An 18,496-nucleotide genomic window follows, 5' to 3' on the forward strand; every position below is an offset into this window, starting at 1 on the left:
GCTTACAGTTGCACTCCGGGCGGTGCGAGCGGCGCCGTGAACGGCACCCTGCGCTCACTTGCCGATGCAAAAACGCGAAAAAATTTCGCCCAGCAGATCGTCGGCGGTGAACTCACCCGTGATGTCGCCCAGCGCCTGCTGCGCCAGGCGAAGCTCTTCGGCCAGCAGGTCCAGGTGCTCGCCGCGCCCAGCCAGCAGTCCCCGCGCGGCGCACAGGTGTTCGTCCACGCGCCGCAGCGCCTGCAGGTGTCGCTCTCGCGCCATGAACAGGCCGTCGCCCGGTTGCTCCCAGCCCACGATGTCCAGCAAGCGGCGACGCAGCGAGTCCAGCCCCGCGCCGCGTTTGGCGGAGATGGCCAGCGCGTCCCCGGGCGGCCCCGACATCGCAGCGGCAATCGCGGCGGCGTCGCACTGGTCTTCCTTGTTCCACACCTGAAGCACCGGAACGCCGCTCGGCAGCAGGGCAGCAATGGCGCCATCGGCCTCACGGTAGGCAGTGTCCTGCCCACGCGTGAGGTCGTGAACGAACAGCACCGCGTCGGCCTTCTGGATGCGGTCCCAGGCACGCTCGATGCCGATCTTCTCCACCTCGTCCACGTCTGGACTGTCGCGCAGGCCGGCGGTGTCGATCACGTGCAACGGCACGCCTTCGATCTGGATGGTCTGCTGAACCACGTCGCGCGTGGTACCGGCCACCGGGGTGACGATGGCCAGTTCCGCACCGGCCAGCGCATTGAGCAGCGAACTCTTGCCCGCATTGGGCTGTCCGGCAATCACCACCTGCAAGCCGTCGCGCAACAACGCGCCCTGGCGCGCCTGACTCTGCACGTCGGCCAGTGCCTGCTGCAGACGCAGCAACTGACCGCTGGCGTCGGCCTTTTGCAGGAAGTCGATCTCTTCCTCGGGAAAATCCAGCGTGGCCTCGACCAGCATGCGCAGGTTCACCAGCGCGTCGCGCAAGGCATGCACGCGGCTGGAGAACACACCGGCGAGCGAGCGCGAAGCGCTGCGCGCGGCGGCCTCGGTGCTGGCGTCGATCAGATCGGCCACCGCCTCCGCCTGGGCCAGATCGAGCTTGTCGTTCAGGAACGCGCGCTCGGTGAACTCACCCGCGCGCGCCACGCGCAAAGCTGGCGCGGTCTCACGCCCTACCTCCAGGCAGCGGGCCAGCAGCAACTGCAACACCACGGGGCCGCCGTGTCCCTGCAACTCCAGAACATCTTCCCCGGTATAGGAATGTGGCCCAGGAAACCACAGCGCCAGACCATGGTCGATCGCCTGACCCACCACATCAGGAAACGGCAGATAGGTCGCCTCACGCGGTCGCAACGAGCGCCCCAGCAAAGCCCGCACAAACGGCTCCAGGCCCCGCCCCGAAACGCGCACGATGCCCACCCCACCCCGACCGGGCGCCGTGGCAATGGCAACGATGGCATCACGCGAGGCAGCAAGCATAAAGAGCGAGCATAAAAGAGAAGGGCCCGCAAAGCAGGCCCGAAGAGAGAAGAAGCGCCACCCCTTCCAGAGACACCGAGGGTCCGGCTCCGCCGGCCCCAGGTGTCGTCCCCACCTCCCAGGGGGGAAGCCGCGTCAGCGGCGCAGGGGGTTCAGGTGAACTTCGGCATGCTGAATTTCAGGGGCACACCCATGCTCTTGTTGATCACCGCCTGCTGCGCAATCGTCAACACGTTGTTCGTGATCCAGTACAGCACCAGGCCGGACGGGAAGAAGAAGAACATGACCGAGAACATCAGCGGCATCAGCCACATCAGCTTGGCCTGCAGCGGGTCGGGCGGCAGCGGGTTGAGCGCGGTCTGGATCATGGTCGTGATGGCCATCACCAGCGGCAGTATGAAGTATGGATCGGGCGAAGACAGATCGGTGATCCACAACTGCCAAGGCGCATTGCGCATCTCGACGCTGGAGAGCAGCACCCAGTACAACGCAATGAACACCGGAATCTGAATCAGGATCGGGAAGCAACCACCCAGCGGATTGACTTTCTCCTCCCGGTACATCTTCATCATTTCCTGCTGCATCTGTTGCGGGTTGCCCTTGAGGCGCTCGCGCATTTCCATGATGCGGGGATTGATCTTCTTCATCTTGGCCATGCTGCGGTACGCGCTGGCATTGAGCCAGTAGAACGCCGCCTTGATCAGCACCACCAGCAACACGATGGCCCAGCCCCAGTTGCCCACGTAGCCATGGATCTTCTCCAGCAACCAGTACAGCGGCTTGGCCAGAATGGTCAGCCAGCCATAGTCCTTGACCAGCTCGAGGCCGGGCGCAATGGTCTCCAGCACCTTCTCTTCCTGAGGGCCAACGAACAGTCGCGATTCCACGGCCTGGCTCTGGCCCGGCGCAATGGCGGGCAGGCTGCTGATGCTGCCCACGGCGTACAGGTTCTTGTCCACCTGGCGCACAAAGTTCTCGCGCGCCACGCCATCGGCCAGCAACCAGGCTGTAGCAAAGTAATGCTGCACCATGGCCACGTAACCATCGCTGGTGTTTTTGACGAACTCGGCTTTGTTCTTTTCGATGTTGGCGAATTCAACCTTCTGGTATTTCTTCTCGGTGGTGTAGACCGCCGGGCCGGTGAAGGTGGAATAGAAGGGCGTTTCGCTGCTGAGCTTGCTGCCGTCGCGCACGAGCTGCAGGTAGAGCTGTGGGCTCACGGACTGCCCGCCAACGTTCTGCACCTCGTGCTTGACGGCGATGTCGTAGCGGCCGCGCTGGAGCGTGTAGGTCTTGACCAGCTTGACGCCACCGACCTCGGCCGATTCGAAACGCACCTGCAATTCGTTGCGACCTTCGGCCAGCATGGTGTCGCCACCAACCAGCGTCATGGGGGTCTTGTGGGTCGGGAAACTGCCGCCGATCAGTCCGGTCTGCGCCACATAGATGCGATCCCCACCTTGCGTGAGCAATGTGAAGGGCTGTTCGGTCTGGTCCTTGCTCTGGCGCGTGGCCTCGGCGTGCTTGAGCAGTTGCGCGCCAATGAGCGAACCGCCTTCGCTGTTGAACACGAGCTTGAGCACATCGGTACTGACTTCATGGCGCTGCGCCACCGCGCCAGGAGCACCGCCAGGCGCTTCGCCCGCGGCAGCCACTGACGCAGGATTGGCCTGCGTGGCCGACGGCAGGCTGGTGTCGGCCGAGACGGCCGCACCCGCAGGAGCGGCAGCTGGTGCGGTGACGGGTGCCGATCCCGGGAAAAAGGTGGGCTTGTGGCCGTTGTGGATCTGCCACTTGTCCCAGATCAGCACCATGGAAAGACCAAAAACCACCCACAGGATGGACCGACGGATGTCATTCATGACGGGTTCTTCTTTTCGCAGGAAGGAGAAAGCAGGCTGGTGAACAGGGTGCCCTTCGGTTCGGGCACCGGGTCGTGGCCACCCTCACACCAGGGATGGCAACGCACCAGGCGTTTGAGGGTGAGGACACTGCCCCCCAGCGCGCCGTGGCGCTCGAGGGCACCGATCGCGTAGACCGAGCAGGAGGGCTCGAACCGGCAGCCGCTGCCCAGCCAGGGGCTCAGCAGCAGACGGTACCCCTTGACCAGGCCCACGAGGCCCTGGCGCGGCCAGTCAGACAACATGGCGGGCCTCCACCGGCACGAGCACGCGCGCCAGCAACTGCTCCAGCTCGGCGCGAACTGCGCGCTTGAGGGGCTCGGACGTGGCGCTCACGAATTGCTGGCGGCTGAACTCGCTGCGCAGGCGCACGACCATCGCCGCTTGCGGCAGGCTGTCGGCGCGTTGGCGGGCGGTCTCGTAGATCTGGCGGCGGATGGCGTTGCGCGTAACCGCACGGCGCGCCCAGCGCTTGGGCAGCAGCACACCCAGCCACGCATCGACCACGGGAAACAAAGCCCGGCCTTCATGCGCGCTGGCCAGCGCCGCACGGTGCAAGGCGAAGTGGGGGGTCTTGGCCACGGGTGCTCCCGCCATGACGGCCTGGAACTGTTGCCGGGACCGCAGCCGCTGTATCACCGCTGCACCCTCAACGCCGCTGATAGACGCGGCCGGGCGAAACGGCGCCGGCACGGCATGCGCGGCCTCAGACGGCGAGACGCTTGCGGCCTTTGGCGCGGCGGGCGTTGATCACGGCGCGGCCGCCACGCGTTTTCATGCGGACGAGGAAGCCGTGGGTGCGTGCGCGGCGAATCTTGGAGGGCTGGTAGGTGCGTTTCATGGTGGTCTGTACAAATCGGGGAAACCCGCAATTATCGCAAAGAAAACCAAAGTGCGGCAAGCACTTGGCCGCGCGTGCCCGCGCGCCACCTGAACTTCACGGGTTCTGGTGATCGGACGGAAAAAAATCGCGGCCGTCCTTGTGGATAAGTGCCGCCGACCCCTACAATGGCCGGCCGGCCCCGGGTCAATTGTCCACAATCAGAATACTTGAGACTTCCCCAGCATGATCGAGGGCACCCAACCCGACGCGTCCCTGGCCGACACCCGGTCACTCTGGTCCACCTGCATGGATTTGCTGGCCCAGGACATTCCCGAACAACAGTTCAACACCTGGATCCGCCCGCTCTCGGCGACCGTGATGCCGGACGGTTCACGGGTGGTCGTGGCCGTGGCCAACCGCTTCAAGCTGGACTGGATCAGGGCCCAGTATGCCGCGCGCATTTCAGCCCTGCTGGAATCGGTGCAAGGTGCTCCTGTGGCTCTGGAGTTGGTGCTTGCTCCGCGTGAAGGGCCCAGCCGCACGACGCCTGCGCCGCGAACCGTGCATGAACAAGTGCTCTCCGAGTTGCCCGATCTGGCGCCAGCCGAGCTGGTGGCTCCCAGCGGCCCCAAGACCCGCCTGAACCCCGCGCTCACGTTTTCCACGCTGGTGGAGGGCTCGGCCAACCGCATGGCTCGCGCTGCCGCGATGCACGTGGCGGGCAGCCTGGGGCAACTCTACAACCCGCTGTTCATCTACGGCGGCGTTGGCCTGGGCAAGACCCACCTGGTGCATGCCATCGGCAACCACCTGCTGGCCGACCGTCCACAGGCCAAGGTTCTCTACATCCACGCCGAGCAATTCGTCTCCGATGTGGTCAAAGCCTATCAGCGCAAGACCTTCGACGAGTTCAAGGAGCGCTACCACTCGCTGGATCTGCTGCTGATCGACGATGTGCAATTCTTTGCCAACAAGGAGCGCACGCAGGAGGAATTCTTCAATGCGTTCGAGGCATTGCTGGCCAAGAAGAGCCACATCGTGCTCACCAGCGACACCTACCCCAAGGGACTGGCCGACATCCACGAGCGGCTGGTTTCGCGCTTCGACTCCGGCCTGACGGTGGCCATCGAGCCGCCCGAGCTGGAGATGCGGGTGGCCATCCTGATCAACAAGGCGGCGGTGGAGAACGCGGTGATGCCGGAGGAAGTGGCGTTCTTTGTGGCCAAGAACGTGCGGTCCAACGTGCGCGAGCTCGAAGGCGCATTGCGCAAGATCCTGGCCTATTCGCGGTTCAACCAGAAGGACATCTCGATCGCGCTTGCCCGCGAGGCGCTCAAGGACCTGCTGTCGATCCAGAACCGGCAGATCAGCGTGGAGAACATCCAGAAGACCGTGGCCGACTTCTACAAGATCAAGGTGGCGGACATGTACAGCAAGAAGCGCCCGGCCAGCATCGCCCGCCCGCGCCAGATCGCCATGTTCATCGCCAAGGAACTGACCCAGAAAAGCCTGCCTGAAATCGGCGAGCTCTTCGGCGGGCGTGACCACACCACGGTGCTCCACGCGGTGCGCAAGATCGGCGCGGAGCGGCTGCAGAACACCGAACTCAACCAGCAGCTTCATGTGCTGGAACAGACGCTCAAGGGATGACGCCACAAAAAGGCGAAAATAGCGGGGATTTGGCTCCGCCAGACACAGGGCCCACCGGGGGAGGCATGCTCCGGGCCACAAGCAACCAGAGACGAAAGAGTCTGACATGATCGTTTTGAAATCGACCCAGGACAAGGTTTTGGCCGCGCTGCAATCGGTGGCCGGCATCGTGGAGCGCCGTCACACCCTGCCGATCCTGGCCAACGTGCTGCTTCGCAAGACTGGCTCACAGGTACAACTGACCACCAGCGACCTGGAGATCCAGATTCGCACCACGGCCGCGCTCGATGGCGACGACGGCAACTTCGCCACCACCCTGGGAGCTCGCAAGCTGATCGACATCTTGCGCACCATGCCGGGCGACCAGACCGTGAGTCTCGAATCCAGCGCAGGCAAGCTGATCCTGAAAGGTGGCAAGAGCCGCTTCACGCTGCAGAGCATGCCGGCCGAGGACTTTCCCCTGGTGCAGGAATCTGCCAGCTTCGGCCCGGTGTTCTCGGTGCCGCAAAAGACGCTGAAAAGCCTGCTCGGCCAGGTCTCGTTTGCGATGGCGGTGCACGACATCCGCTACTACCTCAACGGCATTCTGTTCGTGGCCGAAGGCAAGCAGCTCAGCCTGGTGGCCACCGACGGCCACCGCCTGGCTTTTGCATCCAGCACGCTGGATGTGGAAGTGCCCAAGCAGGAGGTGATCCTGCCGCGAAAGACCGTGCTGGAGCTGCAGCGCCTGTTGTCCGACAAGGAGGGCGCGATCGAGATGCAGTTCGCCGCCAACCAGGCCAAGTTCAGTTTTGATGGCATGGAGTTCGTCACCAAGCTGGTCGAGGGCAAGTTCCCCGACTACAACCGCGTGATTCCCAAGAACCACAAGAACATCGTCACCCTGGGCCGCGCGCCGTTGCTGGCTTCGCTGCAGCGCACCGCGATCATGACCAGTGAAAAATTCAAAGGCGTGCGCCTGAACGTCGAACCCGGCTCGCTGCGCGTGGCCTCGAGCAACGCCGAGCAGGAAGAGGCGGTGGACGAGCTCGACATCGACTACGGTGGCGACACCATCGAAATCGGCTTCAACGTCACCTACCTGATCGACGCGCTGCAAAACATGTCGCAGGAGATGGTGCGCGTCGAGCTCTCCGACGGCAACAGTTCCGCGCTGGTGACCAACCCCGACGACAACGCCTTCAAATACGTTGTCATGCCGATGCGGATCTGAAGCCAGCCACACTGGTTGCTACCGCCTTCCAAACCCGCGAACACCGCGGGTTTGGCGTTTACTGAGATCGAGAAACTGCACCATGTCCGACGCCAACAAGCCTGCCGAAACCGTCAACACCGGCGTGGCACAAGCCGAAAGCTCCAATTTCCAGCCCGTCATCGACGCCCACCAGGTCGGCGCGAGCGAAGGCTATGGCGAGGGTTCGATCCAGATCCTGGAAGGCCTGGAGGCTGTGCGCAAGCGCCCTGGCATGTACATCGGCGACACGTCGGACGGCACCGGCCTGCACCACCTGGTGTTCGAGGTGGTCGACAACTCCATTGACGAAGCCCTGGCTGGCCATTGCGACGACATCGTGGTGACCATCCACACCGACAACTCCATCAGCGTGGTGGACAACGGGCGCGGCATTCCCACCGGCGTGAAGATGGACGACAAGCACGAGCCCAAGCGCTCGGCGGCCGAGATTGCGCTGACCGAACTGCACGCGGGCGGCAAGTTCAACCAGAACAGCTACAAGGTCTCGGGGGGGCTGCACGGTGTGGGCGTGAGCTGCGTCAACGCGCTCTCGCAATGGCTGCGCCTGACGGTGCGCCGCGAAGGCCATGTGCACCAGCTCGAATTTGCGCGTGGCTTCGTGCAGAACCGCATCGTTGAAGCCACGCCCACGGGTGTGGAGCTCTCGCCCATGCGCGTGACCGGCGCCACCGAGAAGCGCGGCACCGAAGTTCACTTCCTGCCCGACTACGAGATCTTCCGCGAGAACGCCGATTTCCACTACGAAATCCTGTCCAAGCGCCTGCGAGAGCTCAGCTTCCTCAACAACGGCGTGCGCATTCGCCTGAAGGACGAACGCAGTGGCAAGGAAGACGACTTCTCCGGTGCGGGCGGCGTCAAAGGCTTCGTTGACTTCATCAACAAGGGCAAGACCGTCCTGCACCCTAACGTGTTCCACGCGCTCGGCGATCGCCAGAGCGACCAGGGCACCAACATCGGTGTGGAAGTGGCGATGCAGTGGAACAGCGGCTACAACGAGCAGGTGCTGTGTTTCACCAACAACATTCCGCAGCGCGATGGTGGTACCCACCTCACCGGCCTGCGCGCGGCCATGACGCGCGTCATCAACAAGTACATCGAAGAAACCGAGCTGGCCAAGAAAGCCAAGGTGGAGGTGACCGGTGACGACATGCGCGAAGGCCTGTGCTGCGTGCTCAGCGTGAAGGTGCCCGAGCCCAAGTTCAGCAGCCAGACCAAGGACAAGCTGGTCTCCAGCGAAGTGCGCGGCCCGGTGGAAGACATCGTGAGCCGCCTGCTGGCCGACTACCTGCAGGAGCGCCCCAACGACGCCAAGATCATCTGCGGCAAGATCGTGGAGGCTGCGCGCGCACGCGAGGCCGCCCGCAAGGCGCGCGAGATGACGCGCCGCAAGGGCGTGCTCGACGGCATGGGCCTGCCCGGCAAGCTGGCCGATTGCCAGGAAAAAGACCCCGCGCTGTGCGAGATCTACATCGTGGAAGGTGACTCCGCCGGCGGCTCCGCCAAGCAGGGCCGCGACCGCAAGTTCCAGGCGATCCTGCCACTGCGCGGCAAGATCCTGAACGTGGAAAAGGCGCGCTACGAAAAGCTGCTCACCTCGAACGAAATCCTCACGCTCATCACCGCCCTGGGCACCGGCATCGGCAAGGCCACGGGCGTCGGCGGCACCGCCGGCGTGGACGATTTCAACGTCGCGAAGTTGCGCTACCACCGCATCATCATCATGACCGACGCCGACGTCGATGGCGCCCACATCCGCACCCTGCTGCTGACCTTCTTCTACCGGCAAATGCCCGAACTGGTGGAGCGCGGCCACATCTACATTGCGCAGCCACCGCTCTACAAGGTGAAGGCCGGCAAGGAAGAACTCTATTTGAAAGACGCCTCGGCGCTCGACGGCTTCCTGCTGCGCATCGCGCTCAAGGACGCCTCTGTCTTCACCGGCGGCGCCACACAAACCACCTTGAGCGGCGACACGCTCGGCGAACTCGCGCGCAAACACCAGATCGCCGAGAGCGTGATCGCGCGCCTTTCCAGCTTCATGGACGCCGAAGCCCTGCGCGCCATTGCCGACGGCGTGTCGCTCAACCTCGATAGCGTGGAGCAGGCCGAAGCCAGCGCGGTGGCGCTGCAGGCCAAGTTGCGCGAACTCAGCACCACCGGCGTGCCCGCCGAAGTGGCGTCAGAGTTCGACGTGCGCACCGACAAACCCATCCTGCGCATCAGCCGCCGCCACCACGGCAACATCAAGAGCAGCGTGCTCACACAGGACTTCGTGCACGGCGCCGACTACGCAGCCCTCGCCACCGCGGCCGAGACATTCCGGGGCCTGCTGGGCGAAGGTGCCAAGGTCATGCGTGGGGAAGGCGACAAGCAGCGCGAGGAAAAGGTGGCCGATTTCCGCATCGCCATGCGCTGGCTCATCAGCGAAGCCGAACGCACCACCAGCCGCCAGCGCTACAAAGGCCTGGGCGAAATGAACCCCGAGCAGCTCTGGGAAACCACCATGGACCCGAACGTGCGCCGCTTGCTGCGCGTGCAGATCGACGACGCCATCGAAGCCGACCGTGTGTTCACCATGCTCATGGGCGACGAAGTGGAACCGCGCCGGGACTTCATCGAAACGAACGCGCTGCGGGCGGGGAACATCGACGTTTGAGGCTGTAGGTTCTCAGAAGTCTTTGAAAATTTCTCAGTACTTTGAAATTTCAAACGGCGCCACATTAGTGGAGCTTTCGCCAGGGTACTTCGACTGAACTTCGCTACTTCTTACGACTGGCCTGTTTCGGGCCTGAGTTTCGTCTACTGGCGTGGGTATCTGTCAGCCGTGAAAGTCCTATGAGCGGCGGATGTGGTGCTGAAGTCAACGACAACCATGCAGCGGCTACAGACGATGGGGATGCATTTATGTTGCGTGGTCCGGCCACGGTGCGGTCATTCAGGCCCTGGCGAACAGAGAGCTCGAGAGTCAGCTCTTCGGGCTGCTGCAGACGTTGCAGGCTTGCGTGTGGCGCGGACATCTGGCCGGCTGGCGAAAGACTCAGTCCACACGCTGATTCTTGCCTGGGAATATGCGAATCCACAGGATGTCCACTCTCCGCAAAGTAGCGTGTGCGCTCCTCACAAGCCTGACATCGCCCTGACTTTCCATTCCCAGGCCGGACGAGAACGGCGGGTAATGGGTCGGGCCTTACCCCTCAACGGCTCCCGGCGCGGCGAGGCCGTCGAAGATGAACGCGACCAGCACTTCAACTCGCTCGTCCAGCCACGTGAGGGGCGAACCACGCAGTCCGCTCAGACTTGCAGCGACTTGGGGATTCGCCACAAATTTACCCAGGGGTTACCAATCCGACTTCACGTCGATTCCGTGCGCGGCTTCACACGTCCGATGTCTTCATACACGTGCTTCGTCTCGAGGAACTCCAGCATCGCTTCGGCGCCGTGCAGGCGGCCGTAGCCACTGGCGCCGAAGCCGCCGGTTTCCGCCTCGGGCAGCAGCTTGTTGTGGGTGTTGATCCACACTGTGCCGCTGCGCAAGGCACGCGCCACGCGTCGCCCACGGGCGCCGTCGTGCGTCCACACGCTCGCAGAGAGCCCAAACCGCGTAGCGTTGGCCCTGGCGACGGCCTCGCTCTCTTCACGGAAGCTTTCGAGGTTGAGCACCGGTCCGAAGAATTCCTCCTGTACGAAGGGCGAATCGAGCGCGTCGACCTTGATCAGGCTGGGGCGGATGAAGGCGCCGCCCGCAAGACGGCCGTCCAGAATCTCGCCACGCACGATCACCTCCCCGTGCTGGTGCGCTTGGTCGACCAGGCGTGCAATGCGGTCGCGATTGGCGATGTCGATCTGCGGTCCCATCATGCTTTCCAGCTCGGTGGCGGGTCCCACAGAGATGCTGCGGAAATGCGCGGCCAGGGCGTCACGCAGAGGCTCGATCAGGCTTTCATGCGCCAGCACCCGGTCGAGCGCGGTGCACTGCTGGCCTGCGGCGATCGTGGCGGCGGCCGCCAGTTGCGCGGCGATGGCCTTGGGGTCTGCATCGGCAAACACGATGGCGGGCGCCTTGCCCCCGAGTTCCAGGTTGAGGCGCTTGAGTGTCGGCGCGGCACTGGCCATGATGCGCTGGCCGACCCCCACGCTACCGGTGAAGCTGATCACGTCGACGTCGCTGGACACCACCAGTGCCTCGCTCGGCTCGCTGCTGGTGCAGCTGTAGAAGTTGATCACGCCCGCCGGGAGGTGGGGCACCTCGACCAGGCAGCGCAGCAGTTCGGTCTGGAACAGCGCCGACTGCGGCGCCATCTTGATCACGCTCGTGCATCCGGCAGCCATCGCTGGCGCCAGCGAGCGCACCAGCAGGATCGCGGCAGCATTCCAGGGCACGATGATGCCGGCCACACCGGCCGCTTCGCGGCTGAGCACGGACAGGGCGCCCGGCTCGACCTCAGTGGTGCGGCCGAAGATGGTGCGGGCCAGCCCCGCATAGAAGCGGATCTCGGACACCGTACCGGCCAGCTCGGCTTGCGCAGGCTTCAACAGCTTGCCGGTTTCCCGGGCAAGCAGCAGCGCCAGTTCATCGGCCCGGCGCTCGACGCGGTTGGCGTACTCCAGCATGACGGCCGCACGCAGGCGGGGCGCATGTGCCCAGTCGCTGTGCTCGAAGGCGCGGCGAGCGGCGCTGATGGCGGCCTCGGCGGTGCCGGTGTCGGCGTCGGCGAACTGGCCGAGCACCAGGCCGGTGGAAGGGTCGATGCTGTCGACGACGGCACGGCTGGCGACCGGCGCCCATTGGCCGCCGATCCAGGGTTGCGCGATGGGGGTCATATCTGTTCTATCTCTCTCTGATGAGGCTGCAATGCGGCAACTGCGATTCAGGCCAGTACCGGCGGCTGTCAATGCATGACCGAGCCGCCGTCCACCACCAGCGTCTCGCCCGTCATGAAGGCGCAGGCGTCGGAGGCGAGGAACAGCAGCGGCTCGATCAGGTCTTCCGGCGTCTGGTCGCGCTTGATGGCGCGGCTGGCGAGCACGGGGCCGGTCAGCCTCTCGCGCATGTCGGTGTTCTGGATCACCCCTTCGCTGAGCACCAGGCCGGGCGCCAGCGTGTTGACGCAGATGCCGTCACCGCCCACTTCGCGTGCCAGTGCCCGGGTCAGCGCCAGGATGGCGCCCTTGGATGTCACGTAGTGCAGCAGGTTCGGTGTGCCCTTGAACGGTGTCCCGGACGAAATGTTGACAATGCGACCGTAGCCGTTGCCGCGCATGAACGGCACCACAGCCTTGGCGCAGACGAAAGGCCCGCGGACGTTGACCGCCATGACCTTGTCCCACTCGGCCACGTCGATGTCGGAAAACGGCTTCAACTGCAACGAGGCGTACACCGCCGCGTTGTTCACCAGGATGTCGATGCGGCCGAAATGCTCGTTGACCGCCTCGGCCATCGCCAGGACCGATTTCTCGTCGGCAACGTTCACCTGGACCGCCATCGCGCGACCCCCGTCGGCCTCGATGTCCCTGGCCAACGACGTGCCGTCGAGGATGTCGGCGATGGCGACGCACGCGCCTTCGGCCGCCATCGCACGCGCGTAGGCGGCACCTATCCCTTGCGCGCCGCCGGTAATGATGGCGACGCGATCTTTGAGCTTCTGCATGGACTTCTCTCGTTGGAAGGTGGTTTGGAAGCGCCGCAGGCGCGGCGCCGGAATCGTTAATCGAGGAATGCGGTCACCAGCTGCGGCTGCCAGCACAGCAGGATCAGGATCAGCAGCGTGGCAGCCAGGAACGGCATCAGCGGGCGCAGGATTTCAGCTGGCGTTGCACCGGTCACGCGCGCGGCCACGTAGAGTGCCGTTCCGACCGGCGGCGTCAGCAGGCCCAGGGTCAGGTTGATGCACATGACCACACCGAAGTGGTAAGGGTTGATTCCGTACACCTGGGTCGCCACCGGCAGCAGGATGGGCACCAGCAGGATCAGGGCGGCAATGCCATCGATGACGGCGCCCACCCCCAGCAGCAGGGCGGTCACCAGCAGCATGAAGGTGAACGGGTCGGTGGTGATCTGCTGCAGCACCAAGGCCAGTTGCTGCGGAATCTTCTCGAACACGATGACCCAGCCGAAGACACCGGCAGCGGCTACCAGGGCCAGCACCACCGCGCTGTTGACGGCCACCCGCAGCAGCATGTCACCGATGCGGTGGAGACGGATTTCATGGTGTGCGAAGAGCCCGACCAGCACGGCCATCAGGGCGCCCACCGCCGCCGCTTCGGTCGGCGTCGTGATCCCGCCGAGGATGCCACCGATCATGACGATCGGCACCAGCAGCGATGGAATGGCGGCCCCGATGTTGCGCAGCTTTTGCTGGCGTGACAGGCGCTCGCCCGGCGGGTACTTGTAGTGGTAGCCAAGCAGCGCGACCACGCAGACGAAGGCAGCGGCCATCAGCAGACCGGGCACAATGCCGGCGATGAACATGTCGCCGATCGAGATCTGGGCCAGGACGCCAAAGATCACGAACAGCATGGACGGTGGAATCACCGGGGCGAGCAGGGCGCCGGCGCAGGTGGTGGCCGTTGCGAAGCCGCGCGTGTAGCCCTGCTTTTCCATTTCCGGCACCATCACCTGCGCCATCACCGCGACCTGCGCATTGGCCGAGCCCATGATGGAGGCAAGGAACATGTTGGCCAGGATGTTGATGTAGGCGAGCCCGCCGCGCATGTGGCCCACGAACACCGAGGCCAGCGCAACCAGTCGGCGCGTGATGCCGCCCTCGTTCATCAGTTCGCCCACCGCCAGGAACAGCGGTATCGCCAGCAATCCGTAGTTTTCGAGACCGGCAAAGAATTGTTGCGGGAACGACAGGTAGAGCACCGGGTTGCCGCTGACATAGATGTAGGCCAGCGCGACCATCGCCAGCACCAGCGCAATGGGGAGGCCGAGAAACAGCAGGGAGGTGAATACGGCCGCGATCATCGCTTCGCTCCACCGTTGCCGGCCAGTGCGGCCGGCAAGCCGGACGAGATGCTCACCGTGACGGGCGTCGCCACGGTTCGCAACAGATTGGACAGCGCATGCACACTGATGGTGATAGCCACCAGCGGAACGACCAGCCAGAACCAGAACTTGGCGACCCCGAGCGTGGCCGTGGTGTCCTGGTACATGAAGTTGAAGGTTTCGCCGGAGAATTCGCGCGTGTCGAATCCCAGGCGCATCAGCGTCACCGGGTCGAACCAGCGGTAGCACAGCACCAGCAGGGTGATGCCGAACAGCAGCACCAGCAGATCAACCAGGATCTTCATCGCCTTCGCCAGAAACGGCGGCACCGCGTCGACCAGCATCGTGACCGCGACCGCATCGCGCGTCTTGAGCGTCAGCGACATGCCGATCATCGCCAGCCACACCATGAACAGAATGGACAGCTCGTCCATCCAGTAGATCGGGCTGCGCATGGCGCGACCGGCCACGTTGGCCAGGACCATCAGCGGCAGCGCGAGGGCAATCAGGCGCAGCACGCTGCGTTCGGCTTGTGCGATCCGGTCGCTCAGAGTCGTAATGATTTTCAGCAAGGCAGGTCTCCAGCTTGAAAGCGGCGCGGGTTGCGGGGCACCGCCAGCCGCCTTCGGGCCGTTACTTGATGGCTGCGGCCTCGCGACGCAGATCGGCCAGCACCGGAGTGCGCTTGAGCCAGATTTCTTCCCACTGCTTGAGCGTGTCGCCGAAGAACTCGGGGCCGACCTTCACCACCTTGACCTTGGTGCCCTGCACGCTCTTTTCCATCTCCTGTTCCACCTGGACGTATCTGTCGAACAGGCCGTTGAGATGCTTGTGCGCGGCGCCGGCGATCAGGTCGCGGTCGGCCGGGGACATGGTCTGCCACAGGCGGCCGGAGACCAGGCCCACGACCGGGAACATCATGTGATTCGACTGCAGCAGCGTGTTGCCGCGCTCGTAGAACTTCATGCGGTACACCAGTTCCATGTCCGCATCAACGCCATCCACCTGGCCGTTGGCCAGCGAGTCGTAGACGTCGGTCAGGGGCATCGGGGTCGAAGCCGCTCCCAGCAGCTGGTAGAAGTCGCGCACCGGCGGGAACGGCGTGATCCGCATCTTGCGGCCCTTCAGGTCGGTGGCGGCGTTGGTCGGGAAGCCATTGAGCATCAGCCGCATTGAGGCCACCCCGTAGCCGACCCCCACCGCCCCGACTTCACGCGGCAGGCGCTCGAGCATCTTCTGCGCGGTCGGGCCGTTCAGCAGCACGCCGGCCTGCCTCACGTCCTTGACGAGGTAGGGCGCAAACAGCGCGCCGTAGTCGGGCACGCGGTTGGTGATTTCGGCTGCGGTCATGAAGGCCATGTCGAGCGCGCCGGTCTGCAGCTGCTGCAGCATCTGCGCCTCGTTGCCCAGCTGGCCGGACGGGAAGATCGTGACCGAGTACTTGCCATTGGTCTTTTGCTTGAGCTCTTCGCCCATCGCGACAGCGGCCTTCGACCATTCGTGGCTGGCCGGCACGATGAGGCCCAGGCGCATTTCCTTCGCATGGGCTGCCGCGCCCATGGCGAGTCCGGCGGTGGCGGCGAGGATGGTGAGCAGCTTGTTGAATTTCATGTGTTGTCTCCTTCGTTCGATGTGTGGGTGTCTCTCAAATTTCCCGGGATGGTTGCCACTGACCGGCATGCCTGCATGCCCGCCCGCAACGCTTGCTGAACTCTACGAGCCGGCTCCGCGCACCGCATTGACATAAGCTCCTGTTTTTTGCCATGGAGTCTGGATCGATGTGCAGCAGCAGCATGGGTTCTCGCCCGGAGGGGCGAAAGGCCCTCTCCTGACTAGCCCAGCCTGGCGTCCTGCATACCGGGCGCCTTGCGCGGGGCGGCGCCGGCGGTGTCCTTGCCGGCCGGCTGCGTCTGGCCGGCGCGGGCAACCTGCTGGGCGCGCAGCCTGGCCTGGTCCTCCTCGTTGCGCGCCTCGTCCGACATGCCATTGAACAGCGTGCCGAGCAGGCCCTTGTTCAGGTCGCTGGTGCCGAACAGCGCATCGCAGATGGGGAAGGTGAGGTTGAAGTTGCGGGTGTGCATGAAGTCAGGGTTATGATGAAGTACATGCATCCGCCGCACCGTGTTGACCAGCGGCATGCGATCCAGAATCGGGTGCTCGAGGTGCGACAAGGTGTGCAGACCTTCGTACATCAGGAAGTACGACGCCATCGTCAGCATGGCGATGTACCCCGCGTTGGCCGACCACAGGTTGCCGATCAGCAGGGCCGCCGGCAGGGCCGCCAGCACAAACAACACGGGCGCAAATGGCGGAAACAGCAACGCGCGCCACTCCTTGTGGCCGTTGTAATCGAGCGTCTTGTGGGAGAAGAACTGGTGGTGGGTCGCGACGTGGCGCTTGTAGGCCGGCTTGATCCAGCTCTTAGGGCTGTGCAACAAGTAGCGGTGCCCGGCCCATTCCGCCCAGTTCCCAAACAGAAACATCGGAACCACGACGAACAGCCATTCCTGCCAGGTCGTGTTCTGCAGCTGCGCTGCGCAATACCAGACCACGCCGATGGTGAATGCCAGCGTGAAGCCCAGGTGCAGCTCGCCGCGGTACCAGCCGGGGGTGTCTTCCACGTACTGCTTCCTGTAGGACAGGGACCGTGCAACGATTTCCTCTTCGCGATTCATGTTGGCTCCTTTCATTTCGCACAGCAATCCGGCGCGGACGCACCGGACTGGCCTTTCGGCAGTGATTTAAGTATACTGCCTTAGTTAATTCTACGCCCTTAACTAACCATGTCAACCTTGAAACCAGTGCGCTCGGACGGAAGGGAAACGAAGGTCCGGATGAAGGCCGTTGCACAGCGCCTGTTCGCGCAGCACGGCATCGACGGCGTTACGGTGGCCGATATCGTTGCGGCGGCCGGGCAGCGCAACAAGGCTTCGCTGCAGTACCACTTCGGATCGAAAGACGAATTGATCGGCGAGCTGCTGGTCGACGGCGCGCAGAAAGTGGATGCCTTTCGCCTGGCCCTGCTCGACCAGATGGCGGAGGACGGTGGACCGCGCCATGTGCGTGATGTGCTGGACGCCTTCGTCCGGCCGGTGTACCAGCTGACGGTGACCGAGTCCGAAGGCAGCACCTACCTGCGCTTCCTGTCGAACGTGCAGCTCACGCATCGCGAGCTTTTCCGCGCTCACATCGGTGCCAAATGGAATACCGGCTATCGCCGCTGCCTCGAGCATTTCCGCCAGCTGCTGGCCCACATCCCTGCCCCGGTGCTGGAGCAGCGCATGTCACTGGTGGCGATCTACACGACGACGGTGTTCTCGATCAAGGAAGCGCCGGCTGACGACGCGCCCGCGTCGTCACGCATTTGGACGCACAAATTCACACTGGACAACATCCTCGACACCTTCGAGGCGATGCTGGTCTGTGTTCCTTCTGCGGGAACACTGGAAAAGCTGAAGTAGCAGTCAATACACCTGCACCACGCGCCGGTACTCGCCGGGCGTCACGCCGATCTGGCCGCGGATGAAGCGCGTGAAGTGGCCCTGGTCGGGGAAGCCCAAGTCTTCCGCGAGGCGCCCGAGGCTGGTGCGATCGTCCGCCTGCGCCAGCCGCCGGCAGGCGGTCTCGGCGCGCAAGGTGTTGACGTAGACGTGCGGCGTCATCCCGGTGCAGCGGCGAAAGCGCACGAAGAACTGCGCGCGCGACAGATGCGCCGAGGCGGCCAGCCGGTCCGCATCCAGTGCCTGGCCCAGGTGCTCTCCGATGTGGGTGAGCGCGCGCTGGATGCGCGAATCGGGCAATCGCAGCCCTTCCGGCCGCATCAGGTCCTGGATGCTCTCCCATGCCGAGAACTGTTCGCTGACGGCCAGCATCAGGTCGAACAACGCGATCTCCAGGCGCTCCTGCTTCATCGGGATCGGCGACATCAGTTCACCGATCAGGTCATCCGCCAGCTTGCGGATGCGGGGCGTGATCTGGACGCAGGGCTGCGGGAAGAAACGGGGATGGGCCGCCAGGCGCAGCGGGTCGTGCAGCGTCGCCAGCCACCTGGGTTCGATGTACAGCGCCAGGTAGACGGTGCGCGGAAAGTCCGGTTCGCTGTAGAAGTAATGCGGCTCCCAGGCATTCACCAGGATGGCGGTGCGGTCGGTGACCGGAAGCCGCTCCTCGCTGACGTAGAAGGCTGAATCGGCGCCGCTGGCTTTGAAGATCACGTGGCACTGCGAGTGCGCATGCGAAACCAGCGGGGTATCCATGTCGAGCAGTGCCAAGCGACCGAATCCGCCCTGCGCGATCCTGAGTGCATTTGTCATCGATCCTCCTGAAGGAACGTCGCCGTCGACGACGGCGTTGAGTGTCGACGTGGCCGTCGCTTCACCGATGCGGCTGGCCGGTGCCAGGGATCTGCGGGGCCGCCATCATCG

Annotated in this window: 16 protein-coding genes; 4 read left to right on the forward strand and 12 right to left on the reverse strand. The window is 64.2% G+C overall.

Translation table 11 applies throughout. From position 1 onward, the window contains the following. Positions 1 to 54 precede the first annotated feature (54 nt). From mnmE to rpmH, 5 genes are all read right to left on the reverse strand, one after another. Positions 55 to 1,455, reverse strand: a complete 1,401-nt coding sequence (gene mnmE / locus AB7F11_RS18490; RefSeq protein WP_428288696.1) for a tRNA uridine-5-carboxymethylaminomethyl(34) synthesis GTPase MnmE — start codon at positions 1,453 to 1,455, stop codon at positions 55 to 57. A gap of 152 nt (positions 1,456 to 1,607) precedes the next feature. Next, positions 1,608 to 3,317, reverse strand: coding sequence for a membrane protein insertase YidC (gene yidC, locus AB7F11_RS18495; protein WP_428288697.1), 1,710 nt, complete (start codon positions 3,315 to 3,317; stop codon positions 1,608 to 1,610). Further along, positions 3,314 to 3,601 carry a membrane protein insertion efficiency factor YidD gene (yidD, locus tag AB7F11_RS18500; protein WP_428288698.1) on the reverse strand — a complete coding sequence of 96 codons (288 nt, stop codon included), beginning with the start codon at positions 3,599 to 3,601 and terminating at the stop codon, positions 3,314 to 3,316. Before yidD ends, yidC begins: the two co-directional genes overlap by 4 nt. After that, a complete protein-coding gene (locus AB7F11_RS18505; RefSeq protein WP_428288744.1) occupies positions 3,591 to 3,992 on the reverse strand; it encodes a ribonuclease P protein component in 402 nt (133 codons plus the stop codon). Before AB7F11_RS18505 ends, yidD begins: the two co-directional genes overlap by 11 nt. A 70-nt stretch (positions 3,993 to 4,062) precedes the next feature. After that, positions 4,063 to 4,197 (reverse strand): 50S ribosomal protein L34, encoded by a 135-nt coding sequence (gene rpmH / locus AB7F11_RS18510; protein WP_006299042.1) that lies wholly within the window; start codon positions 4,195 to 4,197, stop codon positions 4,063 to 4,065. Positions 4,198 to 4,422: 225 nt separating this feature from the next. Between rpmH and dnaA the strand changes: the two genes are divergently transcribed. From dnaA to gyrB, 3 genes are all read left to right on the forward strand, one after another. Then, positions 4,423 to 5,829, forward strand: coding sequence for a chromosomal replication initiator protein DnaA (gene dnaA, locus AB7F11_RS18515; protein WP_428288699.1), 1,407 nt, complete (start codon positions 4,423 to 4,425; stop codon positions 5,827 to 5,829). A 106-nt stretch (positions 5,830 to 5,935) separates the two neighbouring features. Next, on the forward strand, positions 5,936 to 7,042 hold the full coding sequence (gene dnaN, locus AB7F11_RS18520) for a DNA polymerase III subunit beta (RefSeq protein WP_428288700.1): 1,107 nt from the start codon (positions 5,936 to 5,938) through the stop codon (positions 7,040 to 7,042). A gap of 82 nt (positions 7,043 to 7,124) precedes the next feature. Beyond that, on the forward strand, positions 7,125 to 9,740 hold the full coding sequence (gene gyrB / locus AB7F11_RS18525; RefSeq protein WP_428288701.1) for a DNA topoisomerase (ATP-hydrolyzing) subunit B: 2,616 nt from the start codon (positions 7,125 to 7,127) through the stop codon (positions 9,738 to 9,740). 695 nt (positions 9,741 to 10,435) lie between these two features. Here gyrB and AB7F11_RS18530 read toward each other — a convergent pair. The 6 genes from AB7F11_RS18530 to AB7F11_RS18555 form a co-directional block, all read right to left on the reverse strand. Beyond that, positions 10,436 to 11,905 carry an aldehyde dehydrogenase family protein gene (locus AB7F11_RS18530; RefSeq protein WP_428288702.1) on the reverse strand — a complete coding sequence of 490 codons (1,470 nt, stop codon included), beginning with the start codon at positions 11,903 to 11,905 and terminating at the stop codon, positions 10,436 to 10,438. A gap of 68 nt (positions 11,906 to 11,973) precedes the next feature. Beyond that, a complete protein-coding gene (locus AB7F11_RS18535) occupies positions 11,974 to 12,732 on the reverse strand; it encodes an SDR family NAD(P)-dependent oxidoreductase (protein WP_428288703.1) in 759 nt (252 codons plus the stop codon). A 56-nt stretch (positions 12,733 to 12,788) separates the two neighbouring features. Next, positions 12,789 to 14,051, reverse strand: a complete 1,263-nt coding sequence (locus AB7F11_RS18540; protein WP_428288704.1) for a TRAP transporter large permease — start codon at positions 14,049 to 14,051, stop codon at positions 12,789 to 12,791. Beyond that, positions 14,048 to 14,644, reverse strand: a complete 597-nt coding sequence (locus tag AB7F11_RS18545; RefSeq protein ID WP_428288705.1) for a TRAP transporter small permease — start codon at positions 14,642 to 14,644, stop codon at positions 14,048 to 14,050. Before AB7F11_RS18545 ends, AB7F11_RS18540 begins: the two co-directional genes overlap by 4 nt. Positions 14,645 to 14,705: 61 nt before the next feature. Next, positions 14,706 to 15,683: a TRAP transporter substrate-binding protein gene (locus AB7F11_RS18550; protein ID WP_428288706.1), complete on the reverse strand. Its 978-nt coding sequence runs from the start codon at positions 15,681 to 15,683 to the stop codon at positions 14,706 to 14,708. A gap of 221 nt (positions 15,684 to 15,904) precedes the next feature. Continuing rightward, the gene (locus AB7F11_RS18555) at positions 15,905 to 16,747 is read right to left on the reverse strand and encodes a fatty acid hydroxylase family protein (protein ID WP_305726069.1); all 843 of its coding nucleotides are present in this window, start codon (positions 16,745 to 16,747) and stop codon (positions 15,905 to 15,907) included. A gap of 159 nt (positions 16,748 to 16,906) precedes the next feature. On the opposite strand from AB7F11_RS18555, the gene AB7F11_RS18560 reads away from it, so the two are divergent. Next, positions 16,907 to 17,533, forward strand: coding sequence for a TetR/AcrR family transcriptional regulator (locus tag AB7F11_RS18560; protein WP_428300307.1), 627 nt, complete (start codon positions 16,907 to 16,909; stop codon positions 17,531 to 17,533). 3 nt (positions 17,534 to 17,536) lie between these two features. On the opposite strand, the gene AB7F11_RS18565 is transcribed toward AB7F11_RS18560, so the two are convergent. Beyond that, positions 17,537 to 18,343, reverse strand: coding sequence for a helix-turn-helix domain-containing protein (locus AB7F11_RS18565; RefSeq protein WP_428288707.1), 807 nt, complete (start codon positions 18,341 to 18,343; stop codon positions 17,537 to 17,539). Between the last annotated feature and the right edge of the window lie 153 nt (positions 18,344 to 18,496).

The organism is Hydrogenophaga sp., assembly GCF_050250835.1.
GTDB lineage: Bacteria > Pseudomonadota > Gammaproteobacteria > Burkholderiales > Burkholderiaceae_C > Hydrogenophaga.

Excerpts from the sequence above, each read along its gene's own strand:
- mnmE (WP_428288696.1), bottom strand. The coding sequence starts at position 1,455 with ATGCTTGCTGCCTCGCGTGATGCCATCGTTGCCATTGCCACGGCGCCC.
- yidC (WP_428288697.1), bottom strand. The coding sequence starts at position 3,317 with ATGAATGACATCCGTCGGTCCATCCTGTGGGTGGTTTTTGGTCTTTCC.
- yidD (WP_428288698.1), bottom strand. The coding sequence starts at position 3,601 with ATGTTGTCTGACTGGCCGCGCCAGGGCCTCGTGGGCCTGGTCAAGGGG.
- rpmH (WP_006299042.1), bottom strand. The coding sequence starts at position 4,197 with ATGAAACGCACCTACCAGCCCTCCAAGATTCGCCGCGCACGCACCCAC.
- dnaA (WP_428288699.1), top strand. The coding sequence starts at position 4,423 with ATGATCGAGGGCACCCAACCCGACGCGTCCCTGGCCGACACCCGGTCA.
- dnaN (WP_428288700.1), top strand. The coding sequence starts at position 5,936 with ATGATCGTTTTGAAATCGACCCAGGACAAGGTTTTGGCCGCGCTGCAA.
- gyrB (WP_428288701.1), top strand. The coding sequence starts at position 7,125 with ATGTCCGACGCCAACAAGCCTGCCGAAACCGTCAACACCGGCGTGGCA.
- AB7F11_RS18530 (WP_428288702.1), bottom strand. The coding sequence starts at position 11,905 with ATGACCCCCATCGCGCAACCCTGGATCGGCGGCCAATGGGCGCCGGTC.
- AB7F11_RS18535 (WP_428288703.1), bottom strand. The coding sequence starts at position 12,732 with ATGCAGAAGCTCAAAGATCGCGTCGCCATCATTACCGGCGGCGCGCAA.
- AB7F11_RS18540 (WP_428288704.1), bottom strand. The coding sequence starts at position 14,051 with ATGATCGCGGCCGTATTCACCTCCCTGCTGTTTCTCGGCCTCCCCATT.
- AB7F11_RS18550 (WP_428288706.1), bottom strand. The coding sequence starts at position 15,683 with ATGAAATTCAACAAGCTGCTCACCATCCTCGCCGCCACCGCCGGACTC.
- AB7F11_RS18555 (WP_305726069.1), bottom strand. The coding sequence starts at position 16,747 with ATGAATCGCGAAGAGGAAATCGTTGCACGGTCCCTGTCCTACAGGAAG.
- AB7F11_RS18560 (WP_428300307.1), top strand. The coding sequence starts at position 16,907 with ATGAAGGCCGTTGCACAGCGCCTGTTCGCGCAGCACGGCATCGACGGC.